A 20,194-nucleotide genomic window follows, 5' to 3' on the forward strand; every position below is an offset into this window, starting at 1 on the left:
GGCAATATTGCTACTTTTACAATGACTTTACCATCAAAGCCTTATTGCTCAACCTCTATACCATGAGCGATCGCTGCCTTTATCTCTCTTAGTATTTATGTACTATACTTAGATGCGTTTACCCTGGGAGGACAGTCTAATGAGCAAAATACAACAGCATCAACAAGCCTGGGATACACTAATGTCTCTCAACAAGCGGCATTATGTTTCAACTGGTTTTTATACGTTGGGTGATGCCTATTTAATCAGTGGTAAAGACCTAAAGTACAAAAATATTATTGTCCTTGTAGAACATCGGTAGAAAACACAGATTAATCATTGGAATTATCAGTGCAAAAAATTTGAATGCCCTCAACCGACAATCACAACTAACGGTGATGATGGTAACGGGAACGTGAAACGAAAAGCCGTGTCGCTCAAAGTATACAGCTAGTTCAATCAATAGCGATCGCTACGCTTTACATCTAGATGAAAGTATTTGTCTCTTCAATAAGGATAATGAAAATGGAACTAAATTCTGTTTACGATCCCAAATTAGTTAATCAAACAAAAGTATACCAAATTGATGGAGCTTTTTATCAACATTTACATTCTTCAGGTAGTAACACTCATCCGAAATATGCGTTTAGTCATTTACCAATACCAGGGCAAAAGCAGAAATTAGACTTGGTAATGAATCGAGATAAATTAATGATTCGCTGTTCGGAAGTTGTAGGAATGACTTGCAATACTACTGCTACTAAATATTGCTTCGAACAACTTCATTGAGTCATGTCGATATACAAATCGCCTGTTGTTAAAAGACCCATCAAATTGCAAAACAAGATAATCTATCGAGTTATTCGAGACATACAGCATATCAAAAAAAATTCGGATTTGGGAAGATCCAAAATCAACAAACAATCCCGCATGGTTCGTAAAGAAGGGATTTATTGAGTGATTGTGTAACTTAACTGTGATTTCAAACAGCGTAGTCTCTTGTCTCAAAGTATAAGAGAGCTACGCTTTTTCGACGTGAAAATATAAGGGGACAATTAAAATGGCAACAACAGACTTAGTTACTTACTACGGTCAAACCAACGTATTGATAAATTGGTTGAGAAATATGGAGCTTATTTAGAGCAACTGAATAGAGAGACTATACTCTTACTTCGCGTAACTTTATCAATTTATGTATTTATGCAGGAGGAACAAATCCCTGGTAAATATTCATTGAAGACAGCATTAGAAGATGCGCTGTGTGAGTTGGTAATTTACGATAGCATACCACAAGATTTATATGATACTTGCTCTCAATTAGAGGGGCTAACTGTAGATGAAGCTGAAACATTACTAGAAGCATTGCACCATCTTATCTGATGCTGCAATGCTGCGCTTGTGAATTAATAGTTTATTGCAGGTAAGCATTTGGCTTTCAAATGTTTACCTACTATCCAACAAATAAAAAAGATGAAACAACCCTGTAAAGATTGTCTATTCCAAAAATCTGTAGCTTATATGCTTTCGCCTGAAAAAGTGCATGATATTCTACACGGAATCACTCACGATAAAGCCTTTTATTGCCACCAAACAGTGGATTACTCCGAGTCTAACGAAGGTCGAGTTACTGCTGAATCGAAACTGTGCTTTGGTACAGTTCTGTTTTTAGAAAATGCTGTTAGGAGCGGTTGTCGTTCAAATGTAATGTTTCGATTAGGGTTGATGCGTAAAGAATTCCTACCAAAAAAGGATTATCCAGTATTGAATAGCCGTTTGTTCTTTGAGTACTAGCTATCTTATACACTGGATAACAATTTAACAAGTAAGAGAGTTTATTTCAAAGATTAAATAACACAGGATTTGATGTAAATATTTCTACTTTTTCCAAAGCGAATTCTCACCGTAGCCAAAAAACCTTTCAAGAAATTTATCAGAAATTGAATGAAGTAGTACAGAAGAAAACTCACAGAAAGTTACACGATAAACACGCTATTTGTCCCATTGATTCAACAATTATTACTTTGACCAGTAAATTGTTATGGATTTTGGATTATCATCAAGTGAAACTTTTCAGTTTTCTAAATCTAGCTACCGGAAGTCTAGAAGATAAATTTATCAACTTTGGGTATAACCATGATTATAAATTCAACTCACAAATTATGTCTAGTCTACAAAATAATGCTGTTAGGGTAATGTATAGAGGCTTTGCGGGATTAAAGTTTATCCAAGAATTGGTACAAGATCACAAAGACTTTATTTTGCGGATTAAAAACAATTGGAAACTAGAAGTTGAGGATGCGACTGGATTAATCAAAGTTGTGCATCTGATGATGCCCAAGCTTATATAGTGATTAATTTTTGTGATTTATAAACAATAACTGAGTTTCGCCTATTAACTAATTTACCTTCATCGGAAGATGCAGCCGTTAGTGATGATAAAATTAGGGATATTTATCGATTACGTTAGGGAGTTCAACTATTGTGGAAGTTTTTAGAAATGCACTTTAAACTTGACAAATTAATTACCAAAAATGTCAATAGTATACCAGATAAATTTACGTTAGTTTGATAGCTTATCTGATTTTACAGCTTTTATCTATTCCCGCACAATTGGGACATACACTCTTAGATAAATCCCGCTATTTACAATCTTGTATGTGTCAGAAAACCAGTTATGTTCATTGGTTTGAACAGATCATGTTTTATTAACTAATTTAGGCTTTTTAAAGTTAGTATGACTAATTATGTAAAGTTTTGTATCAATACCAACATTTTTGATTGAAAAATTATTGATTCTTTAGTATTATAGTTAATTTTAAAAGCAAGCTTAAAAGCATAAATATCGCTCAAATGCTGAGAAATTTAATAATAATGACCACTCTCATTGCCCAGCAAAAGTTTAAATCTTTTTGATGGACTAATTTAGTATACTAAGTAATGAAAATCCGTGTAAGAAATACTAAAAATTTAATAATAAATGTCCGAAAAATTAAATGTAAATACCCCTAAGCACATCGGATTAGGTAGAAATTAAATTAACTAATATCTAAATTTTGGATAAATATCAATTTGCTAAAATTGAAAAATTAAGTTAAAACTTAAAAATAATAGATATCCTATTTAAGTCTAATTGAAGTACATGTTTCATTGGTATAGATTATGAAATTCAAGCAAGATTTTTTGCTTGTCTTTAATGATTTAAACTGTTGTATCTATGTATTCAGTTAGTCTTTGGACATCAACTCATCTGCCAATTCGACATTTTATGTTGATAAATGATGCCAATTTTCTAAAAGAGGGCAATAGATTTCAAGCTAGAAACCTAGAAAAATCTGAGCCCTCTTAATTTTGCGGCAAGTAGACAGTGTTGGTTTCCGTCCTGCCTAACTGTCCAAAACAAATTATGAATTGGTACTACCAACATAAAAGCAACAATGAAAATATCCATCCCCAACTAACATGAAGAACATTGTAACTTTGTGTAAAACTCTATTAGTTAGCACAGGACTGTGTTTATTGTCGATTCCTGGTACTTATGCAGTCGTTTCAGCACAGCCAGCGCGTTTGTTGTCTGCAATGACAACCTACAATGAAGTAAGTGCTTGGGAAGCAACTTATTATTTCACCTTAACAGTACCAGCATCCGCTACTGATTCACTGCAACAAGTGGCTTTGACTCAAATACAAGGTTTAGAAGCGATTCGCTTCAATTCTCAAGAAAGTTTCGCCTTTGAAGGAAAAGGTGAGACTGCTGACAAGTTGGCCCGTAGAGGACAAAAATTAGGAATCACGCTAGCGGACAGCAAAAATCAACCACGAACTGTCATTGTTAGCTTTGCTCAACCAGTTGCACCCGGCAAAACAATCATTATCGGCTTGAAACCGTTTCGTAATCCCATGTACGACGGTGTGTACCAATTTCAGGTGCAGACTCTATCTACAGGCAAGTCAACATATAATCCAATCATTGGGACTGCTCGCTTACAATTCTATGGTGTTGATGCTCATGAATGATTAAGAAGATTTTGAATCATGGAAGTGTATTTTTGTTGGCCCCGGTTCGGGGCTATTTTCTTTTGGTAACTCCCAGATATCTCGTTTTTGCTGTTGTTCATCGGCTGATAACTGAAGATGAGTTGGTAGTTGGGGCTGTTGCCCAAATAACCAAGGTACTCCATCTAATAACTCTCTTTCAATTTGTCCATTAAACATCTGCTCACCGTTGATAGGCGTAAGCTGTGACTATTAATTGCTCGTAATTAGGTTGTAATTTTTAGTGCTGATTTCCCTAAAGACAAACAAATTGCATCATTTTGCGGTGTATGAATGCGACTGCAAAGTACATCTCGATAATGTCTTTCCAGAGGATTTTTCTTGGATAAACCAGGATTGCCAATCAGTTCGAATCCAATTTCCACAGCGCGAATGGCATTATTTGTAGCTAAATATTTCACTGTTTGCGCTTGTAAACCAACTTTGGCGTCATACTCACCTCGATCAATGTCGTCTGCCAGACTGTAAATGAGTCGCTGATTGGCGTACAGTAATGCTTCGATTTCACCAACGGCTGTTTGAAATCGGGGTAGGGTTGCTAAACTTGCACCTAAATTAGTAGGCTGACGCTCATTCAAATACTTAACTAACCAATCTCGCGCTGCTGTGGCTACTCCTTGATACAATGCACTCAACCACAAACTACCACCTGCTAATTTTAGAGGGTCTGATGCTAAAAAAGTGTTCAGAGGATGCACATCCAAAGCGTATTCTTGAGGAATCAAGACATCTTCTAAAATTAGGTCATGGCTACCAGTAGCTCGCATCCCTAAATGATCCCAAGTTTCCACAATCCTCACACCAGAAAGGTCGCGCGGGACAAGAAAACTACCTACTCGTGGTTCCTCTTCATCTATTCGCGCCCAAACGACGAAATAACTTAACATAGGGCTGCCGGTGGTGTATTGTTTGTGACCGGTTATCAGCCAGCCAGTATCTATTTGTTTGGCAATTGTAGCTGGTAATCCCCCTCTGGCGGGTGTACCTAATTCTGGTTCCACACGGGCAGCATTGAGTAAAGCAATACCTGTGACTGACTCCCGACACAGCTGCTCATAAACTGCGGGATGCCAACGACGAGTCCGGGCTGCATTACTATGTTGTAAGTAGTGCATTGTCAACACCAACGCTGTAGAAGCATCACCACTGGCTATCTTTTCAATTACTCGACAGACAGTAGCGTAGCCTGCATCTTGGCCACCAAATTCTCTGGGAACTGTGAGACTTAACAATTCTGCTTGGTGGAGAGCCTGAAAATTCTCAAAAGGAAAAGAACTGTCGCGATCGTGGACAGCCGCGCGAGTGGCAAAATCAGCCGCTAGCGACTCGACAAGCTCAAACAAATCAATAGAAGATGCTGCTGTATTAGCTTCTAAAACAGGTGATTGTGACATTTGACTCTCAATTTCTATCTTCTGGAGACAGCGCTAATTGCATTTGGCGATATCTTCATTAAAACTACTGTCCCATAGTTGCTTGACATCAACTTGTGAGGGAATCACACCTGCTTGGAAAAAAGTATCAGCAACTTGTTGTTGAGATGCGATCGCCTGATCAGAAACAGGAAGTAATTCTGAAGGACGCTGTTGTTCTCCTTCTATGGCATCCTGATAAACGATCGCTTCCTCAACTTTGATATTATCGGCATAACTCTTTGCCCAATCCTTAAGATAAGATTCCCGCCATGTTTGAGTTTTTTGTAACCGACAGAGAAAATCAGCGATCGCTCCTTTCTTTTGGGGATCTGCAATTGCTTTGGGAGCAGCGATAATCACAAAGTTACCACTCAAAATATCTTTTGCTGACTTCAGTACAGTCACAGGATTCGTAGACCTAACCTCTGAACAAGCCGTCAACAAAACCAACAAACACCCCAAAGGAAAAACAGACTTCAAACCTTGCATCTCTGTGTGCGATTTTGCGTAAGACTTTCACAATTGATTCAGCAAGGCCAAAAAACCTACTTCAGCAAATCTGGTTCTTCCTCGACAATCCTTTCATAGAGTGGCTGAAAGCTAAACCAACCCCCAGAATCAGTTCCCACCTGACTGTGTGTTAACGTTGCAATTTCATGGTCAATAGGAACAGGTTTACCTGCTGCTTCTGCTAAAAGTTGCGCTTGAGCTGAACGTTCAAAAGTAATGTACCACCAAGCAGCTGCGTCTACTGTTGGCCCCGCAGTCAAAAAGCCATGATTGCGGAGAATAACAGCTTTTTTATCCCCCAAAACCTCAGCAATTCTTCTTCCTTCAGAAGGAGCTAAAACAACACCTCTATAATCATCAAATAGATCGTGGTCTTGATAAAAGATACAAGCATCTTGAGTTAACGGATCAAGTAGACGACCTAGACTTGACCAAGATTTACCATAAAGAGAATGAGCGTGAGCCGCCGCAACTATATCAGGACGCGCCTCATGAATCTGGGAATGAATCGCAAAAGCTGCCCGATTTACTGGTGCATTACCCTTGACAACTTCCCCGTGACTATCCACCAAAATCAGGTCAGAAACACGGATCTGACCGAAGTATTTCCCAAAAGGATTTACCCAAAAATGGTCGGTAAATTCTGGGTCACGGGCTGTAATATGTCCTGCTGTTCCTTCACTGAAGCCAAAACGGCCAAATAAGCGAAAAGCCGCAGCTAAGTGTTGTTTACGGTAAAGGCGTTCATCTTCGACTCGTTCAAAGACTGGCGGTTGCGGTCTATCGAATTTTGGCATGAGTTTACTAATTCGTAATTAAGGAGCATTGGAGTACCCAGAGCAAAAAGACTGGATACTTTGTTGTTCTGGATTATACTTATTTCTTAAAATGCTGCCAGTATCATTTCCCATAACATGAATTGAGATGGATGGCGTAAATACCGTAGTGGCTTTCACAGAGTGAATATCCCCATCAGGAGGTAATAAACGGTAAATATCACCGCGTTTTACTTGATACAAGCCAACAATCTCTAACTGAGCAAATCCTTCTAATTCACCGTTATCTAGGCGACGGTACACAGTTTCTTCTTGTTTGCCTTGATACAAGCCGACAAGTCCCCAAGATAAATGGTCATGAATAGGGGTAATGGAATTAGGAGGAATCACTAAACTAAAAATAGTTAGCTCTTGAGAACGATACAGCAACCATTGTCCGATACCACCACCCAAACCACTTTCAGGATTTGGTTGAGCAAAATGTTCTGGTAGCCAATCCCGTTTCTGGAGTAGGGCGGCAAAATAAGGTTCAAGGATATTGAGGGTTTCTGTGTGATTACGGTTTGTGCTAGCAATAATTTCTTTGGCAGTAGTTACAAACTCAGATAATTCAGGACTATCAACAAACCATTGGTCTGTTTCTGGGGGTTCGAGAGCAGTTGTGTGAGGCATAGGATTTTAGATTTTAAATTTTGGTCAGATCCCCGACTTCTTCAAGAAGTCGGGGATCTCGCAGGATAGACAACTAGGCAACGGTGAGTGTTTGTTGTTCTCTTCGCTGTACTTCTTTTTTTACCAACAGAATCACATCTCGACCATAAGCGATGTCTGACGACAAGCCGCTTCGCGTCTACGCATCTTCCACCGGGTCAAAACCGCGAATCAAAAGTGTTGTCACTCCAGCATCGTAATAATCAAATAACGATTCTGCTACTTGTTCTGGAGTCCCCACCAAAGCTGTAGTATTACCATAGGCTCCTGTTGCAGCTGCGATCGGTGTCCACAGACGCTTATCATAAATTTCACTGTCTTGGGCAAAATCCAGCAACCGCCTTGAACCAACAGCTTGCGGTCTGGCTGAAGCACCAGATGGAAGTTGAATCCCGGCTTTGGCAAGGTTTTCTTTCACCCGCGAGAGAATATATCGCGCTTTTTCCCATGCTTTCTCTTCCGTATTCGCTAAAATCGGACGCAAAGACACACTAAACCCAAAAGACTTTTCTGATGGTGCAGCAGCTTTAACTTCAGCGATGCGTTGTTTAATTGCTGCGATCGGTTCTCCCCAAAAAGCATACACACTACTATGTTTTGCCCCGACACCTACGGCTGCACCGGAAGCACCACCGAAATATATGGGAAGATGGGGTTTCTGTAATGGTTTTACCTCAGAAAATGCTTGCTTGACTTGATAAAACTCACCTTCATAATCAAAAGGTGTTTCACTTGTCCACACTCGCCGCACAATATCCAGATATTCATCAGTACGCCGATAGCGGCTATCGTGATCAAGCCAGTCACCATCTCGTTTTTGCTCAGCATCACTACCACCAGTAATGATATGCACAGCAGCATCTATGTGCCCTTTGCGGTTCGTTAAAGGCAGATAAACTTACTACTTACTCGCACTATTCAAAGGACAAACCGCAGCTGCAATATTTACCCAAAGTTGTTAGTAACAAGCTACCGATTTTTTGTGATCTGGACTGTGAGAGAGGAATCATCAGAGTAATCCAAATGAATTAATAACCTGCTGTTTGATCTACGATGTTACGCAGAGGTTTACCTTGGCGATAGCGGGTAAGATTGTCTAAAAATAGAGCAAGCGATCGCTCCTTAACTCTGGGAGAATTACCAGAACAGTGCGGCGTAATAAAAACGTTGGGCAAATACCACAATGGACTTTCTGCTGGTAGTGGTTCTGTAAACACTGTGTCTAAAGCAGCCCCGGCAATTTCACCATCCTGTAATGCTTTGACTAGTGTAAATTCATCTACAATTGCACCACGAGCAATATTAATTAAATAAGCACTCTTACGCATCAGATGCAGTACTTCAGCATCAATCATGCCTTTAGTATCCCAGGTCAAAGGCGTGGCAATCACAACATAGTCGGCTTCACCCAAAAGTGCTTTCCATTCATCTGCACCCACTACTTTGTCAAAGTTAGGTAGTGGTTGCGGGTGACGACGACTCCCAAAAATCCGCATCCCAAAAGCTTTAGCACGGGACGCAATTTCTTGTCCAATTCCACCTGCACCGATAATTAATAAGGTTTTATCTAGCAATTCTTGAATTAGCAGACCTTTTTGCCAACGATGTTGAGTCTGTTGTTGGTGTAATTTGGGTAGTTGTTTGGCATGGGATAGCATATAAGCAATGACGAATTCAGCAATAGGAATCGCGTGAACTCCCGCACCGTTAGTCAAAATGAGGTTGCGTTCTACATATTTGGGTGTAAGGATGTGATTTACACCCGCATTTGGTGCATGATGCCAACGCAATTGTGGCGCAGATTCTAAAACTCGATGCAATGTTGTTGGTTTGAGGAAAAACCAGCTAAAGTAAACCTCGGCATCTGTAGCATCACCATCCAAGTTACCTTCGCTGTCCACACGCACAACTACTACCTCATCAGGTAGATGAGCCTCTAGTTCTGTGGCTACGTCTGTTGGTAGAATAATTTTCAAAGCTGACAACTCCCTTGACGTCGCTTTGTCATAAATTTTCAGTAGTGCATCTAAGCATTTCGTTGCAGATATTATTCCAGTCTGTCATGCCTTTTGAATTAGAGATAGGAAATTAGAAAGATACAATATCCCTATTCCTCCTGTTTGTATTCACAATTAAGCTTTGTTGATAAATAAAAAAGCAGGTGCGGCGATCGCCTAGATTTAAAAATTCTATCCATGACATTCTCGCACCCGCCTCAACTGCCATAAGAGGTATCCATCCCCATCTAACACATTGCAACTTAGTGCTTGACTCAAAAAAGCAAAGCTTTCAGTAGCAATGATGACTACGTGCAATAAACTACTCCTCACCGCAGACGATGTCTGTCTGGCTAAACTTTTCGCTGTCTTGAAAAGTTTTGCGCCGGGAAACCCGGACGCGCAAACTTTTCGCTACGAGGGGGTACGCTTACGCACTCCAATATTTACTACTATTTATCTATCAAGTTGCCGTAGTTTATATACAGAAAAGCTTCGCACACTTTTTTTGGAAAATCAAGGGCTATCTTAATAAAAGTTAAAATTGATGAAACAAAATTGTTAAGTAATAGTAAAAACTCACCGAGCGACAAAAATCTCACTTGAGAAAATCGAACAAAAAAACTTAAAACTACGGCAACTTTGGTAAGGTACTTCAATTGTGCGGATTTACTGTGATTAGAATCTAAAAAAAGATAGCATACCAGATTATTCTGAGAGCAGCAATTAAATTTTTAGATTTAATTTGTAACACTAAACACATATTTACTAAAGTTTTGATTAGATGCTACTATCTTAATAAAGAACATAGTACGATAACTTGACCGTTTTACCGTAGTTTGTGATAAAACATAAATTAGCCGATTTATCATCATTACTTGCTTTAAAAATACTGTCAATCGAACAAGTTAGTATTTCACTCAAAAAAGAGGTAAAACTTAATGTTCAAATTTGGATTAAAGCGCATCATAGTCTATTGGCAAAAATGGGTTATTTTCAGATTTGCCAATCGAAAGCGATTATTATCTATTGTCCCTAAAAAATTTACTATGGCATTCATTACTGGCTTATGCGTCAGCTTGCTATTTGCTGCTTGTACAGCAAATAATCCAAGTAATACTACAACTGTATCTGCTAATAATTCCAATCAAACCAAAGCATCATTAGTCAGAATAGGCTATCAAAAATCAGCAATTCTCCTAAAAAGTAAAGAGCTTTTAGAAAAGCGACTACAACCTGAAGGTGTATCTGTTGAATGGATTGAATTTCCGGCTGGGCCACAACTTTTAGAAGCTATGAATGTTGGCAGTATTGACTTAGGACATACTGGAGAATCACCACCAATTTTTGCCCAAGCAGCCGGTGCTGCAATCACATATATCGCCGGAATTGCACCCAGTCCTGCGAGTTCAGCAATTCTTGTTCCCAAAAATTCTGCTATTAAAACCGTCAATGATCTCAAAGGGAAAAAAATTGCTTTTCAAAAAGGCTCTAGCGCCCATTATATGCTCGTGCAAGTTTTAGAAAAATCTGGTTTAAAGTATAGTGATATTCAACCTATATATTTACCGCCGGCCGATGCTCGGGCTGCCTTTGTCAAGGGTAGTGTTGATGCTTGGTCAATTTGGGATCCATTTTACGCAGCAGCAGAAAAATCCGCCGATTCTCGTGTATTAATTGATGGCACAGGAATTAATAGACAAGGAGGTTATTACCTTGCTAGTAAAAACTTTGCTAACCAGCAATCAGAAACTATTAAAGCAATCCTGGAAGAAATTCAAAATCTTGAACAATGGTCAGACCAAAATCGCAATGAAGTTGCAGCTACTCTCTCTCCTATCTTAGGCATTGATTTAGAAACAATGCAAAAAAGTACTAATAGAAAAAAGTTTGGCATTACACCAGTTACTCAAGACTTAATTTCTCTCCAGCAGCAAGTTGCCGATAAATTTTATGAATTGAAATTGATTCCCAAACAAATTAATGTAAAAGAAGCGATGCTTACGCCTGAGCAATACGCTGCTTTTTCACCTAAAACTAAGTAATTCGTAATGGGCTACGCCCCGCTACGCTCTAAGCGTAGCTATGCCGCAGGCTTTACGTAATTCGTAATTATGACCAATCTTAATGAGTTATTAAATCGTCGTTATGGTGTAGACGCATTCAATGCAGATATTCCTTGGAATGAGACAATATCTAATTTGCTGTCTCACCGTTCAATCCGCGCTTATCTGAGCGATCGCCTACCATCAAACACTCTCGAAACCTTGGTAACAGCAGCACAATCTGCATCGACTTCCTCAAATCTCCAAACGTGGAGTGTAGTTGCAGTAGAAGATACACAACGTAAGGAGAAGTTATCGGAGTTGGCGAATAATCAAGCGCATATTCGCCAGTGTCCTTTATTTCTGGTGTGGTTAGCAGATTTGGCGAGATTAGCATACGTCGCTGAAAATCAAGAATTACCCCACGAAGGTTTAGATTATCTGGAAATGTTTCTGATGGCAGCTATAGATGCAGCATTAGCAGCGCAAAATGCTGTTGTAGCTGCTGAATCTCTGGGTTTAGGAACAGTTTATATTGGTGCATTGCGTAACCGTCCAGAAGCAGTAGCAGAGGTTTTGAATTTACCACCTCATGTGTTTGCCGTTTTTGGGTTGTGCGTTGGTTACGCCGATTCATCCGTAAATGTGGAAGTTAAACCGCGTTTACCCCAAGCAGCTGTATTGCATCGGGAGACTTACCAATTAGAGAAACAAGACAAGGATATCGTTGTTTACAACCAAATCATGAAAGCATTCTACAGTTCTCAAAAGATGAATGTTGCCGGTGATTGGTCAGAACACTCAGCTAAACGAGTAGCATTTGCTGAATCTTTATCGGGACGCGATCGCTTGCGGGAAGCTTTGAAAAATTTGGGTTTTGAGTTGCGTTAGAAAAGTGTTGGGTGCTGAATGAAATTTTAAATGCGGAGAGGCGCTGAGGTTTCATTCAGGTTTAGGCTGTTTGCAGTTGGAGGTTTTTTTGGAATAGTTCTAAGACTTGTTGCCAAGCATCGGCGGCAGCTTCGGGATTGTAGCTGGCGCGATGGTTGCAGAAAAAGCCATGCCCTGCGCCCTCATAGCGGAAGATTTTATGAGGAATTTGATGTTTCTTCAATTCGGCTTCTATTTGTTCTGTGTGTTCTAGCGGGATGCCTTGATCTTCGCTGCCAAAGAAGGCGTAAATGGGGGCTTTAATCTTAGAAGTCAAGGTGATAGTTGGTTCACCACCACCGGGTGTAGAGTTGGTAATTCCGCCACCGTAGAAGGAAGCTGTAACTTTAATGTCTGGCAAAGTGGCTGCTAAGTAGACAACATGACCACCAAAGCAGAAACCAATCAAGCCGATTGCATCTTTTTGGACATTTGACAGAGTTCTCAAATAGATAATCGCAGCTTGAATATCGCTCAATATTTCCTCTGCTGTAGTCTGCTCTTTATAGCTTCTACCACGCTGGATATCTTCTGGGGTATATTTAGCCTCGAAACCGGGAGCAGTACGTTGATAAAGTGCGGGAGCGTAGGCGCAGCCCGTCGTAGACATCGCTACATATCCTTCCTTGGCGAACTTTTCGGCAACTTCTCGAATATGAATATTTACTCCAAAGATTTCCTGAATCACAATCACGGCGGGGAATTTTCCCTCTTTCGCAGGTTCAGCTAAGTAAGCATCAATTTGCAAATTACTGTTTGGGACTTTAACTTGAGTTGTGCGAATTTCTGTGCTTGTCATTTTGTTGATGGTGGATTGTTCTTGATCTCTATCAATACTACGGTATATCAATCTAATTACCGTATTTTACATAAAGCATCATTCCACAATTAAGTAATAAAGGCAAGTGAGATTACTAAGATCCCAGGTAGGGATTAGGACAATTCTGATGGTATTTTTGCTAAAATACGATAAACTTATCGATTTAGTGTACTAAAATGACAAACTCTAAAAAGATTAGCGATGATCTAAGTGCATCTGGACAACTAACCCCAGAACAATTACAACAAGCAGCAGATGAGGGTTTCAAGTCGGTAATTAATTTGCGATCGCCCGATGAGCAGGGTTTTTTGAGCGACGAACAGCAACAAGCAGAAGCGGCTGGACTACAATACGCTAACGTCCCCTTAAAACCTACAGAACCAAATCAAGAGTTAACGAAAGCAGCACTAGAAGAAATTGCAGATTTACCCAAGCCGATATTAATTCACTGTGCTGCTGGTGCTAGAGCATCGGGAATAGCCTTGATTGCCAATGCGATTCAAGAAGGTCTGACTTATGAGCAAATTCAGCAAAAAGCCGCCGATTTAGGAATTAATTTAGAGCAGCCACATCTCAAGCAATTCCTGCTAGAAAGATATATCGAAAAGCAGGCAGGAAAAAGTTAGTTATCAAATTTAAAGAAAACTTTTAAGCTTCAATCATCGTCATCAGTAATGGTTGAACACTCAGCATTACCCTGTTTGCTCTCACCGACGAGAACTTCAAATAAGCGGTTGAGCCGTTTTACCTGACTTAGAGTAATAAGGGTCAGTAATCCCCCTATTAATCCCATTTGCCATAAACCACAGCCGATAGCTGCTCCTAATCCCGCCGCAGTCCGTACAATTCATTAACTCCAGTGCTTGAATGCAAGATAAACAAGCACTGACGTTGCAATAAGCATAAAAAATGGAGGAGATCAGAGTGTGGCTGAATGGAATCGCTCATATTCAGGTGACATCACCCCCTGAAGTAGAAAATGCAATGCTGTTTTTTTACAGCCAAATTTTGGAACTCACTGAAATTAGTAAACCAGAGGTTCTTCAAGCTAATGGAGGCGCATGGTATGTGCTGGGGGATATTCAAATCCACGTAGGTATAGAGAAGCCGGCTAATAACGAAGTATCTAGACGGCATATATGTTTCCGAGTCCACAACTTAGAAGCTTTTGCCAAACATCTGCAAGTTCATGGGGTAGAAATTATTAGCGTAGGCGCAGCCCGCCGTAGGCATCGCGTACCGCCCAGCGTAGCTGATCGCCTCCAGCCGGGATACAACCGCTTTTTTATCCGCGATCCTGGTGGAAATCGCATAGAAATAGCAGAATTTGTCCACCACAAACCAGAATCTTGACTTTACCATAAAATATGGGAAGCTAATAATTAGAAAATCTAAATATTAAAAGTGCATCCAACTCGTGACCAGACTGACGGGAAACACTGATTTGTCAGCTCAAGGGCATGGCAATGTCATGCCCCTACGAGAAATCTATGTGTATCAAGCAAGGTTTTCGTGAGATGGTATGACACGTTACTTCGGTAAAGCGATCGCTATATCGGCTTAACCCTGATTTGTGGACGACTTTATGTACGGGTAACAATAAAATAAGTTTCCAACATTGAAGAAGGGTTAGCTCTACTAAAAAATGTCTTCGAGCAAACGGAAATTAAACGAGAGCAACACTAAGTCTGCAAAACACGATCCTTTTGCAGCGTTGAGGTTTCGAGATTATCGCCTATTTACTATCGGACGTGTACTCCTGTTCATCGGGTCACAAATGCAGACTGTGGCCATTGGCTGGGAACTCTATGAGCGCACGGATTCAGCTTTAGCATTAGGTGGTGTTGGGTTAGCACAAGTCTTGCCAATGATTGCCCTCACCTTGATTGCTGGAGATATAGCCGATCGCCGTGATCGCAAACTAACAATGTTACTGTCAGTGCTATTGTTAGCCTTATGTTCGTTAGCTTTGGCTGTACTTTCTTGGACTCAAGGAGCAGTGATCTTGATGTACGCCTGCTTGGTATTCACAGGTATTGCCAGGGCGTTCTTGAAACCTGCCAGTGATGCCTTGATGTGGCAATTGATACCTGTCAGTGCCTTTACGAATGCAGCTACTTGGAATAGTAGTAGTTTTCAGTTAGCCTCAGTTATCGGCCCAGCCTTGGGAGGATTTGGTATTGCCTTCTTGAGAGGTGCGACAGGGGTATATCTACTGGCTGCGATCGCAGGTTTGCTGTGTTTTATCTTAACGGTGGCAATATCAAAACAAGAAACCATTCGTTCCACAGAACCAATCTCACTCAAAGCACTCTGGGCCGGGGCTAAGTTTGTCTGGCAAAATCAATTGATTTTAGCAGCTATTACCTTAGATATGTTTGCGGTGTTGTTGGGAGGAGCGATCGCCCTACTGCCCATCTTCGCCAAAGATATTTTGCAGGTAGGGCCATTAGAATTAGGCTACCTACAAGCAGCCCCTTCCATTGGTGCTTTATTTATGGCGGTTGTACTGGCATATCTACCACCTTTACGCAAGGCTGGGCCAGCATTACTCTGGTCAGTAGTTGGCTTTGGTGTTGTCACAATTATCTTTGGGCTATCTCGTTGGTTTTGGCTGTCACTATTGATGCTAATACTAGGTGGCGCACTAGATACTATTAGCGTTGTGATTCGCCACACCTTAGTGCAAATTAGAACTCCAGATCATTTACGCGGTCGGGTTGCTGCTATTAATAGCGTATTTATTAGTGCTTCTAACGAGTTAGGAGGCTTTGAATCAGGCTTAACGGCTGCTTTATTTGGCCCAGTGGTCTCTGTAGTTGGTGGTGGAATTGGCACGATTGCAGTCGTAATTGCTGTAGCTGCAATTTGGCCGGGTATTGCCAAGTTAGGAGCGTTACAAGAATATGAGGGTAGATAAATCAAAATTACGCCTGTGCAAAACTGAAGAAGCTGACCTTAATTACATTCTGGCTGCTGAAACCGATGATGAAAATCGCCAATATGTAATTCCTTGGTCACGCGAAAAACATTTCCAAGCAATGGTAAACCCTGACATCGCTCATCTGATTGTTAAAAACGAAACAAGAATTGGTTACGTTATTTTGGCGGGGTTACTAAATCCCAACCACACCATTGAATTTCGTCGAATCGTGATTACCGAAAAAGCAAAAGGTTATGGCAAAGCAATAGTTGAAATAGTTAAACAGTTAGCATTTGAGACTTACAATGCTCATAGATTATGGTTAGATGTAAAAGTACAAAACAAACTTGCTCAAGCTGTCTATAAAAAAGCAGGTTTTGTGGAAGAAGGGACACTCCGTGAATGTTTGAAAGTCGAGGGTAGATATGATTCTCTAATTATTATGTCTATGTTGCAGCAAGAGTATGAGAAGAATTGCTTGAATTAGCCTGAAGATGAAAATAAAATTGGTGATGTTTGACATTGACGGCACTCTTACTGAGTCGAATAACCTCGACGATGAATCATATTTACAGGCATTGCATGAAGTATTCGGCTTTTCAGAAGTATCAAGTGATTGGACATCATACACTCATGTAACAGATGCTTGTATTTTAAAAGAAGTTTGTCAAAGTAAACTTGGTCGCGTTCCTTCAGCTAAAAAATTTAAGGCATTTCAAAAGCGTTTTCTAGAATTACTCATTGATGGTGCAGAAGCAGGCAAAGGAGTAAAGCCGATATCAGGCTCATCATATATGTTGAATAAGCTACTTGCATCTCCCTATTATCAAATAGCTTATGCTGGAGGAGGTTGGGCAACATCAGCGATATTCAAGCTAAAATCCGCTCGTCTTCCCATTGATCACATTCCTTATGCTTTCTCGGATGATGACGATTCGCGTGAGGGAATAATGGCAATTGCACGTTCTAGAGCCGAAACATATTATGGTCAGCTTTTTTCTGACGTTGTTTATATTGGTGATGGAGTTTGGGATATTCGTTCAGCTAAAAAGTTAGGATATTCATTTATTGGTATTGCCTCCGATGATGAAGCTAAAGCATTATTCAAGGAGGGGGCGACTGATGTTTTTCCAAACTACGATAACTACGAGAGTTTTTTGGTAGCGTTATCAAAAAGCTAGCTTAAAACCCTTGAAAATGTGGTATTCAGCAAAGTTCAAGCAAGGAAAGTTCAAATATCATTGCTGACTGATGAGAGAAGCTGATGTAATCGCTGCATATACGTCGGCTTACCACTTGTTTTAAAAGTGATATCTCTAACTTAAATTCAGAGGCTAAAATTTTAACAACTTCGCTGCGGTTGCTTTCAGTCCATTGTCCTAGCTCGTCTATTTCATCTTTGTCATCGTCTATTTTTGGCTAATTGTTGAAGGAGTAATGGCGGCATATTGTTCAGGTGTCAGCACAGCTGCTTGAATATTTACAGGTTTAGGGAGCAAACCATTCTTATAGAAATAATCAGCTACTCTTTGTTGGTCTTTAATTAATTCTGGAGAAATAGCTCTTAATCCATAACTACGACGACTTAGCACTAAGTCCATCACTTCTGGATCTAGTTTTTGATGAGGCATAATTAATTTTGCTGTCTCTTTAGGATTAGCCTCTGCCCAGCGTTGAATTTTATCAATCTCCTCAATCACAATCCGCAGCAGTTCTGGATTATCAATAGCAAACTGTCTTCCACCGATATAGTATCCACCGGGAGTGTCAAGCCCTTGAGCAGTTTTAATAATCCGCACCTTACCCAATTTTTCAGCTCTGGCTAAATGAGGATCGCCACTTACCCAAACAGGAATCTTGCCTTCTAGAAATGCGCTACTAGCTTCTACATTAGGTATACTTAGAACTTGAATATCTTCTGGTTTCAAACCTACGTTTTCTAACTCTCTGATAATGAAATAGTGAGAGGCAGAAGCTTTTTGGAAGACTACTTTTTGTCCCTTAATATCTTTGACGCTCTTAATAGGAGAATCTGGGGGAACAGCTATAGCACTTGCTCTACCACTTTTTTCTGTGCGCCGTGAACCAACCACATAAACAATATCAGCGCCAGCAGCTTGGGCAAAGATGGGAGGAGTTTCTCCCACAGAACCTAAATCGATTTTGCCCACATTCATAGCTTCCATTAGCTGGGGCCCTTGAGCAAATTGCGCCCATTCCACCTTGATACCCAAGGGTTCTAGACGTTTTTCTAATACTCCTGTAACTCGAACTAAATCACCAGCTTGTTGGTAGCCCATCCGCAACACTTTTGTTTTGATGCCTGTAGTAGTACTACTGGTGTTGCTGCTGGATGCAATATTAGTATTAGATGAAGTTTCTGTTGTCTGATTTTGATTGCAACTACCTAGAGCAAATGCCATAGATAGTCCCAGCACACCTGGTGTCATAACTCGGATAAATCGACGACGATTAAAATTCGGAATCATAGTCTATTAGGTTTTACTTGACAATAATCTTGAAACTGCTTCATTTGTAGAGTATTGAAGCAAAGTTGAATACTATCGCTGACTAATAAGAGAGGCTGGTGTAATCGCCGCATATTATTCAGGAGTCAGCAAGGTTTTTTGAATATCGAGAGGTTTAGGTAACAAGCCATTTTTGTAAAAATAATCGATGACTCGTTGTTGTTCCTTGATGCGTCCAGCATCCATTGGACTTAATTGAAAGGTGCGACGACGAACCACTGTTTCTTGGATATCCAGAGCAAGTTTAGTTTCAGGTGCAAGCAGTTTTGCTGTCTCTTGAGGATTTTCTTCTGCTCACTTACCAATCTTGTGCATGAGCAAACTTTTCAAGACGAATTTTGAATTGTTAACCTGTGGTGTGCAGTTCGGATACATTCTGATTGTTGGCTTCTACAGGTAAGAATCCACCTGCCTGCATTTTCCATAATCTGTAGTAAGCACCATGACGTGCCAGTAATTTGGCGTGGCTACCATCTTCGACAATGCGACCTTGGTCAAACACTAAAATACGGTCTAGATGGGCGATAGTAGATAATCGATGAGCTACTACGATCACCGTTTTCCCATTCATCGCTAAATCTAAGGTGTCTTGGATCGCTTTTTCGGTGATGGAATCGAGGCTAGATGTGGCTTCATCTAGAATCAGGATCGGCGCATCTTTGAGGATAACTCGTGCGATCGCAATCCTTTGTCTCTGCCCTCCTGAAAGTTTGACACCACGTTCACCCACCAGAGAATCATAACCTTCTTTAATCTGGGCGATAAAATCGTGAGCATATGCTTGACGTGCCGCCTCGATCACTTCCTCGTTGGTGGCATCCAGTCGTCCATAACGAATATTTTCTATCAATGTCCGATGGAACAGAGAGGGATCTTGCGGAATCAAGCTGATTTGAGAGTGTAGGGCCTCTTGAGTCATATCTTGAATATTCACCCCATCAATCAGAATCTCTCCCGATTGGGGGTCGAATTGACGCAAAATCAGATTGACGAAAGTGGATTTTCCAGAACCAGAGAAGCCAACCAGTCCGACACGCTGGCCTGGTTGGATGGTGATGGAAAGGTTGTCGAATACTTTTTTCCCAAGGGAGTAGCTAAAATTCACTTGGCGAAACTCAATCTGTCCGTGAGTGATTGAATGGGCGATCGCACTATCTTGATCAATGATTTCGTGGGGTTGAACGATAGTGAAGACACCATTAGCAATATTGCCGATATGTTCAAAAAATTCTAGAAACCGTTTACTTAAATTGCGCGCTTCACTAATGATTAACAGCGACAGACTGGTTGCTACGACGAAATCCGCAGCCGCGATCGCTCCTTGACTCCAAAGTGAGAGCGAGTAATACAAAGTGCCAATTTTCAGGACTGCTGCTGAAAGGGTGCAACACGAAAAAGTTGGGTCAAGCAGGATAAAGTCTAGCAATCAAAATGGAATCACAAAAAGTTAGCCAACTTCCCGCCGCCCATTGACATCTAGCGTGCAAAATTGCTTCAGCATTTTCTA

Annotated in this window: 21 protein-coding genes and 2 pseudogenes; 12 read left to right on the forward strand and 11 right to left on the reverse strand. The window is 40.6% G+C overall.

The genetic code is table 11. The features are described from left to right. Window positions 1-139: 139 nt before the first annotated feature. The 5 genes and pseudogenes from FNW02_RS34135 (at window position 140) to FNW02_RS34155 (ending at window position 3,993) form a co-directional block, all read left to right on the forward strand. Window positions 140-301 (forward strand): hypothetical protein, encoded by a 162-nt coding sequence (locus FNW02_RS34135; RefSeq protein WP_191761962.1) that lies wholly within the window; start codon window positions 140-142, stop codon window positions 299-301. Window positions 302-504: 203 nt separating this feature from the next. Then, the gene (locus FNW02_RS34140) at window positions 505-768 is read left to right on the forward strand and encodes a hypothetical protein (protein ID WP_191761963.1); all 264 of its coding nucleotides are present in this window, start codon (window positions 505-507) and stop codon (window positions 766-768) included. A gap of 411 nt (window positions 769-1,179) precedes the next feature. After that, window positions 1,180-1,359 (forward strand): hypothetical protein, encoded by a 180-nt coding sequence (locus FNW02_RS34145; RefSeq protein WP_225226117.1) that lies wholly within the window; start codon window positions 1,180-1,182, stop codon window positions 1,357-1,359. Between the two features lie 324 nt (window positions 1,360-1,683). Next, a pseudogene (locus FNW02_RS34150) lies at window positions 1,684-2,688 on the forward strand (IS4 family transposase). 750 nt (window positions 2,689-3,438) lie between these two features. Then, entirely contained in the window at window positions 3,439-3,993 is a 555-nt protein-coding gene (locus FNW02_RS34155) for a DUF2808 domain-containing protein (RefSeq protein WP_191761964.1), read from the forward strand. On the opposite strand, the gene FNW02_RS34160 is transcribed toward FNW02_RS34155, so the two are convergent. The 7 genes from FNW02_RS34160 to FNW02_RS34190 form a co-directional block, all read right to left on the reverse strand. Then, window positions 3,994-4,191: a hypothetical protein gene (locus FNW02_RS34160; protein ID WP_191761965.1), complete on the reverse strand. Its 198-nt coding sequence runs from the start codon at window positions 4,189-4,191 to the stop codon at window positions 3,994-3,996. It abuts the gene before it with no gap. A 47-nt stretch (window positions 4,192-4,238) separates the two neighbouring features. Beyond that, window positions 4,239-5,426: an acyl-CoA dehydrogenase family protein gene (locus FNW02_RS34165; protein ID WP_191761966.1), complete on the reverse strand. Its 1,188-nt coding sequence runs from the start codon at window positions 5,424-5,426 to the stop codon at window positions 4,239-4,241. Between the two features lie 33 nt (window positions 5,427-5,459). Further along, entirely contained in the window at window positions 5,460-5,936 is a 477-nt protein-coding gene (locus tag FNW02_RS34170; RefSeq protein WP_191761967.1) for a type 2 periplasmic-binding domain-containing protein, read from the reverse strand. A 56-nt stretch (window positions 5,937-5,992) separates the two neighbouring features. Continuing rightward, the gene (locus FNW02_RS34175) at window positions 5,993-6,754 is read right to left on the reverse strand and encodes a class II aldolase/adducin family protein (RefSeq protein WP_191761968.1); all 762 of its coding nucleotides are present in this window, start codon (window positions 6,752-6,754) and stop codon (window positions 5,993-5,995) included. An 18-nt stretch (window positions 6,755-6,772) separates the two neighbouring features. Beyond that, complete coding sequence (locus FNW02_RS34180; RefSeq protein ID WP_191761969.1) at window positions 6,773-7,405, reverse strand: cysteine dioxygenase family protein; 633 nt, start codon at window positions 7,403-7,405, stop codon at window positions 6,773-6,775. Between the two features lie 178 nt (window positions 7,406-7,583). After that, entirely contained in the window at window positions 7,584-8,297 is a 714-nt protein-coding gene (locus tag FNW02_RS34185; protein WP_348535490.1) for an LLM class flavin-dependent oxidoreductase, read from the reverse strand. A 175-nt stretch (window positions 8,298-8,472) separates the two neighbouring features. Then, window positions 8,473-9,420 carry a D-2-hydroxyacid dehydrogenase gene (locus FNW02_RS34190; RefSeq protein WP_191761970.1) on the reverse strand — a complete coding sequence of 316 codons (948 nt, stop codon included), beginning with the start codon at window positions 9,418-9,420 and terminating at the stop codon, window positions 8,473-8,475. A gap of 1,070 nt (window positions 9,421-10,490) precedes the next feature. Here FNW02_RS34190 and FNW02_RS34195 point away from each other — a divergent pair. Next, the gene (locus tag FNW02_RS34195; protein ID WP_348535491.1) at window positions 10,491-11,486 is read left to right on the forward strand and encodes a sulfonate ABC transporter substrate-binding protein; all 996 of its coding nucleotides are present in this window, start codon (window positions 10,491-10,493) and stop codon (window positions 11,484-11,486) included. A gap of 69 nt (window positions 11,487-11,555) precedes the next feature. Continuing rightward, entirely contained in the window at window positions 11,556-12,377 is an 822-nt protein-coding gene (locus FNW02_RS34200; protein ID WP_191761972.1) for an NADPH-dependent oxidoreductase, read from the forward strand. Between the two features lie 61 nt (window positions 12,378-12,438). On the opposite strand, the gene FNW02_RS34205 is transcribed toward FNW02_RS34200, so the two are convergent. After that, window positions 12,439-13,215 carry a dienelactone hydrolase family protein gene (locus FNW02_RS34205; protein ID WP_191761973.1) on the reverse strand — a complete coding sequence of 259 codons (777 nt, stop codon included), beginning with the start codon at window positions 13,213-13,215 and terminating at the stop codon, window positions 12,439-12,441. A gap of 197 nt (window positions 13,216-13,412) precedes the next feature. On the opposite strand from FNW02_RS34205, the gene FNW02_RS34210 reads away from it, so the two are divergent. The 5 genes from FNW02_RS34210 (at window position 13,413) to FNW02_RS34235 (ending at window position 17,340) form a co-directional block, all read left to right on the forward strand. Further along, window positions 13,413-13,862 (forward strand): protein tyrosine phosphatase family protein, encoded by a 450-nt coding sequence (locus tag FNW02_RS34210; RefSeq protein ID WP_191761974.1) that lies wholly within the window; start codon window positions 13,413-13,415, stop codon window positions 13,860-13,862. A gap of 298 nt (window positions 13,863-14,160) precedes the next feature. Beyond that, the gene (locus tag FNW02_RS34220; protein ID WP_191761981.1) at window positions 14,161-14,589 is read left to right on the forward strand and encodes a VOC family protein; all 429 of its coding nucleotides are present in this window, start codon (window positions 14,161-14,163) and stop codon (window positions 14,587-14,589) included. A 292-nt stretch (window positions 14,590-14,881) separates the two neighbouring features. After that, the gene (locus FNW02_RS34225; protein ID WP_191761975.1) at window positions 14,882-16,156 is read left to right on the forward strand and encodes an MFS transporter; all 1,275 of its coding nucleotides are present in this window, start codon (window positions 14,882-14,884) and stop codon (window positions 16,154-16,156) included. Then, window positions 16,143-16,646, forward strand: coding sequence for a GNAT family N-acetyltransferase (locus FNW02_RS34230; protein WP_191761976.1), 504 nt, complete (start codon window positions 16,143-16,145; stop codon window positions 16,644-16,646). Before FNW02_RS34225 ends, FNW02_RS34230 begins: the two co-directional genes overlap by 14 nt. Before the next feature lie 7 nt (window positions 16,647-16,653). Then, the gene (locus tag FNW02_RS34235) at window positions 16,654-17,340 is read left to right on the forward strand and encodes an HAD family hydrolase (protein ID WP_225226118.1); all 687 of its coding nucleotides are present in this window, start codon (window positions 16,654-16,656) and stop codon (window positions 17,338-17,340) included. Window positions 17,341-17,568: 228 nt separating this feature from the next. Here the strand turns inward: FNW02_RS34235 and FNW02_RS34240 are convergent, their stop codons facing one another. From FNW02_RS34240 to FNW02_RS34250, 3 genes and pseudogenes are all read right to left on the reverse strand, one after another. Next, entirely contained in the window at window positions 17,569-18,648 is a 1,080-nt protein-coding gene (locus FNW02_RS34240) for an aliphatic sulfonate ABC transporter substrate-binding protein (protein ID WP_191761978.1), read from the reverse strand. Window positions 18,649-18,762: 114 nt separating this feature from the next. Then, entirely contained in the window at window positions 18,763-18,906 is a 144-nt protein-coding gene (locus tag FNW02_RS34245; protein WP_191761979.1) for a hypothetical protein, read from the reverse strand. A 127-nt stretch (window positions 18,907-19,033) separates the two neighbouring features. Further along, a pseudogene (locus FNW02_RS34250) lies at window positions 19,034-20,068 on the reverse strand (ABC transporter ATP-binding protein); the annotation flags it as partial. Window positions 20,069-20,194: the final 126 nt, after the last annotated feature.

Origin of the sequence: Komarekiella delphini-convector SJRDD-AB1 (assembly GCF_014831675.1) — a bacterium.
GTDB lineage: Bacteria > Cyanobacteriota > Cyanobacteriia > Cyanobacteriales > Nostocaceae > Komarekiella.

Bases quoted from the DNA above. Each gene is read 5' to 3' on its own strand.
- FNW02_RS34235 (WP_225226118.1), top strand. From the start codon at position 16,654: ATGAAAATAAAATTGGTGATGTTTGACATTGACGGCACTCTTACTGAG.
- FNW02_RS34240 (WP_191761978.1), bottom strand. From the start codon at position 18,648: ATGATTCCGAATTTTAATCGTCGTCGATTTATCCGAGTTATGACACCA.
- FNW02_RS34180 (WP_191761969.1), bottom strand. From the start codon at position 7,405: ATGCCTCACACAACTGCTCTCGAACCCCCAGAAACAGACCAATGGTTT.
- FNW02_RS34205 (WP_191761973.1), bottom strand. From the start codon at position 13,215: ATGACAAGCACAGAAATTCGCACAACTCAAGTTAAAGTCCCAAACAGT.
- FNW02_RS34175 (WP_191761968.1), bottom strand. From the start codon at position 6,754: ATGCCAAAATTCGATAGACCGCAACCGCCAGTCTTTGAACGAGTCGAA.
- FNW02_RS34140 (WP_191761963.1), top strand. From the start codon at position 505: ATGGAACTAAATTCTGTTTACGATCCCAAATTAGTTAATCAAACAAAA.
- FNW02_RS34225 (WP_191761975.1), top strand. From the start codon at position 14,882: ATGTCTTCGAGCAAACGGAAATTAAACGAGAGCAACACTAAGTCTGCA.
- FNW02_RS34160 (WP_191761965.1), bottom strand. From the start codon at position 4,191: ATGTTTAATGGACAAATTGAAAGAGAGTTATTAGATGGAGTACCTTGG.
- FNW02_RS34210 (WP_191761974.1), top strand. From the start codon at position 13,413: ATGACAAACTCTAAAAAGATTAGCGATGATCTAAGTGCATCTGGACAA.
- FNW02_RS34170 (WP_191761967.1), bottom strand. From the start codon at position 5,936: ATGCAAGGTTTGAAGTCTGTTTTTCCTTTGGGGTGTTTGTTGGTTTTG.
- FNW02_RS34230 (WP_191761976.1), top strand. From the start codon at position 16,143: ATGAGGGTAGATAAATCAAAATTACGCCTGTGCAAAACTGAAGAAGCT.
- FNW02_RS34200 (WP_191761972.1), top strand. From the start codon at position 11,556: ATGACCAATCTTAATGAGTTATTAAATCGTCGTTATGGTGTAGACGCA.
- FNW02_RS34195 (WP_348535491.1), top strand. From the start codon at position 10,491: ATGGCATTCATTACTGGCTTATGCGTCAGCTTGCTATTTGCTGCTTGT.
- FNW02_RS34155 (WP_191761964.1), top strand. From the start codon at position 3,439: ATGAAGAACATTGTAACTTTGTGTAAAACTCTATTAGTTAGCACAGGA.
- FNW02_RS34135 (WP_191761962.1), top strand. From the start codon at position 140: ATGAGCAAAATACAACAGCATCAACAAGCCTGGGATACACTAATGTCT.
- FNW02_RS34165 (WP_191761966.1), bottom strand. From the start codon at position 5,426: ATGTCACAATCACCTGTTTTAGAAGCTAATACAGCAGCATCTTCTATT.
- FNW02_RS34145 (WP_225226117.1), top strand. From the start codon at position 1,180: ATGCAGGAGGAACAAATCCCTGGTAAATATTCATTGAAGACAGCATTA.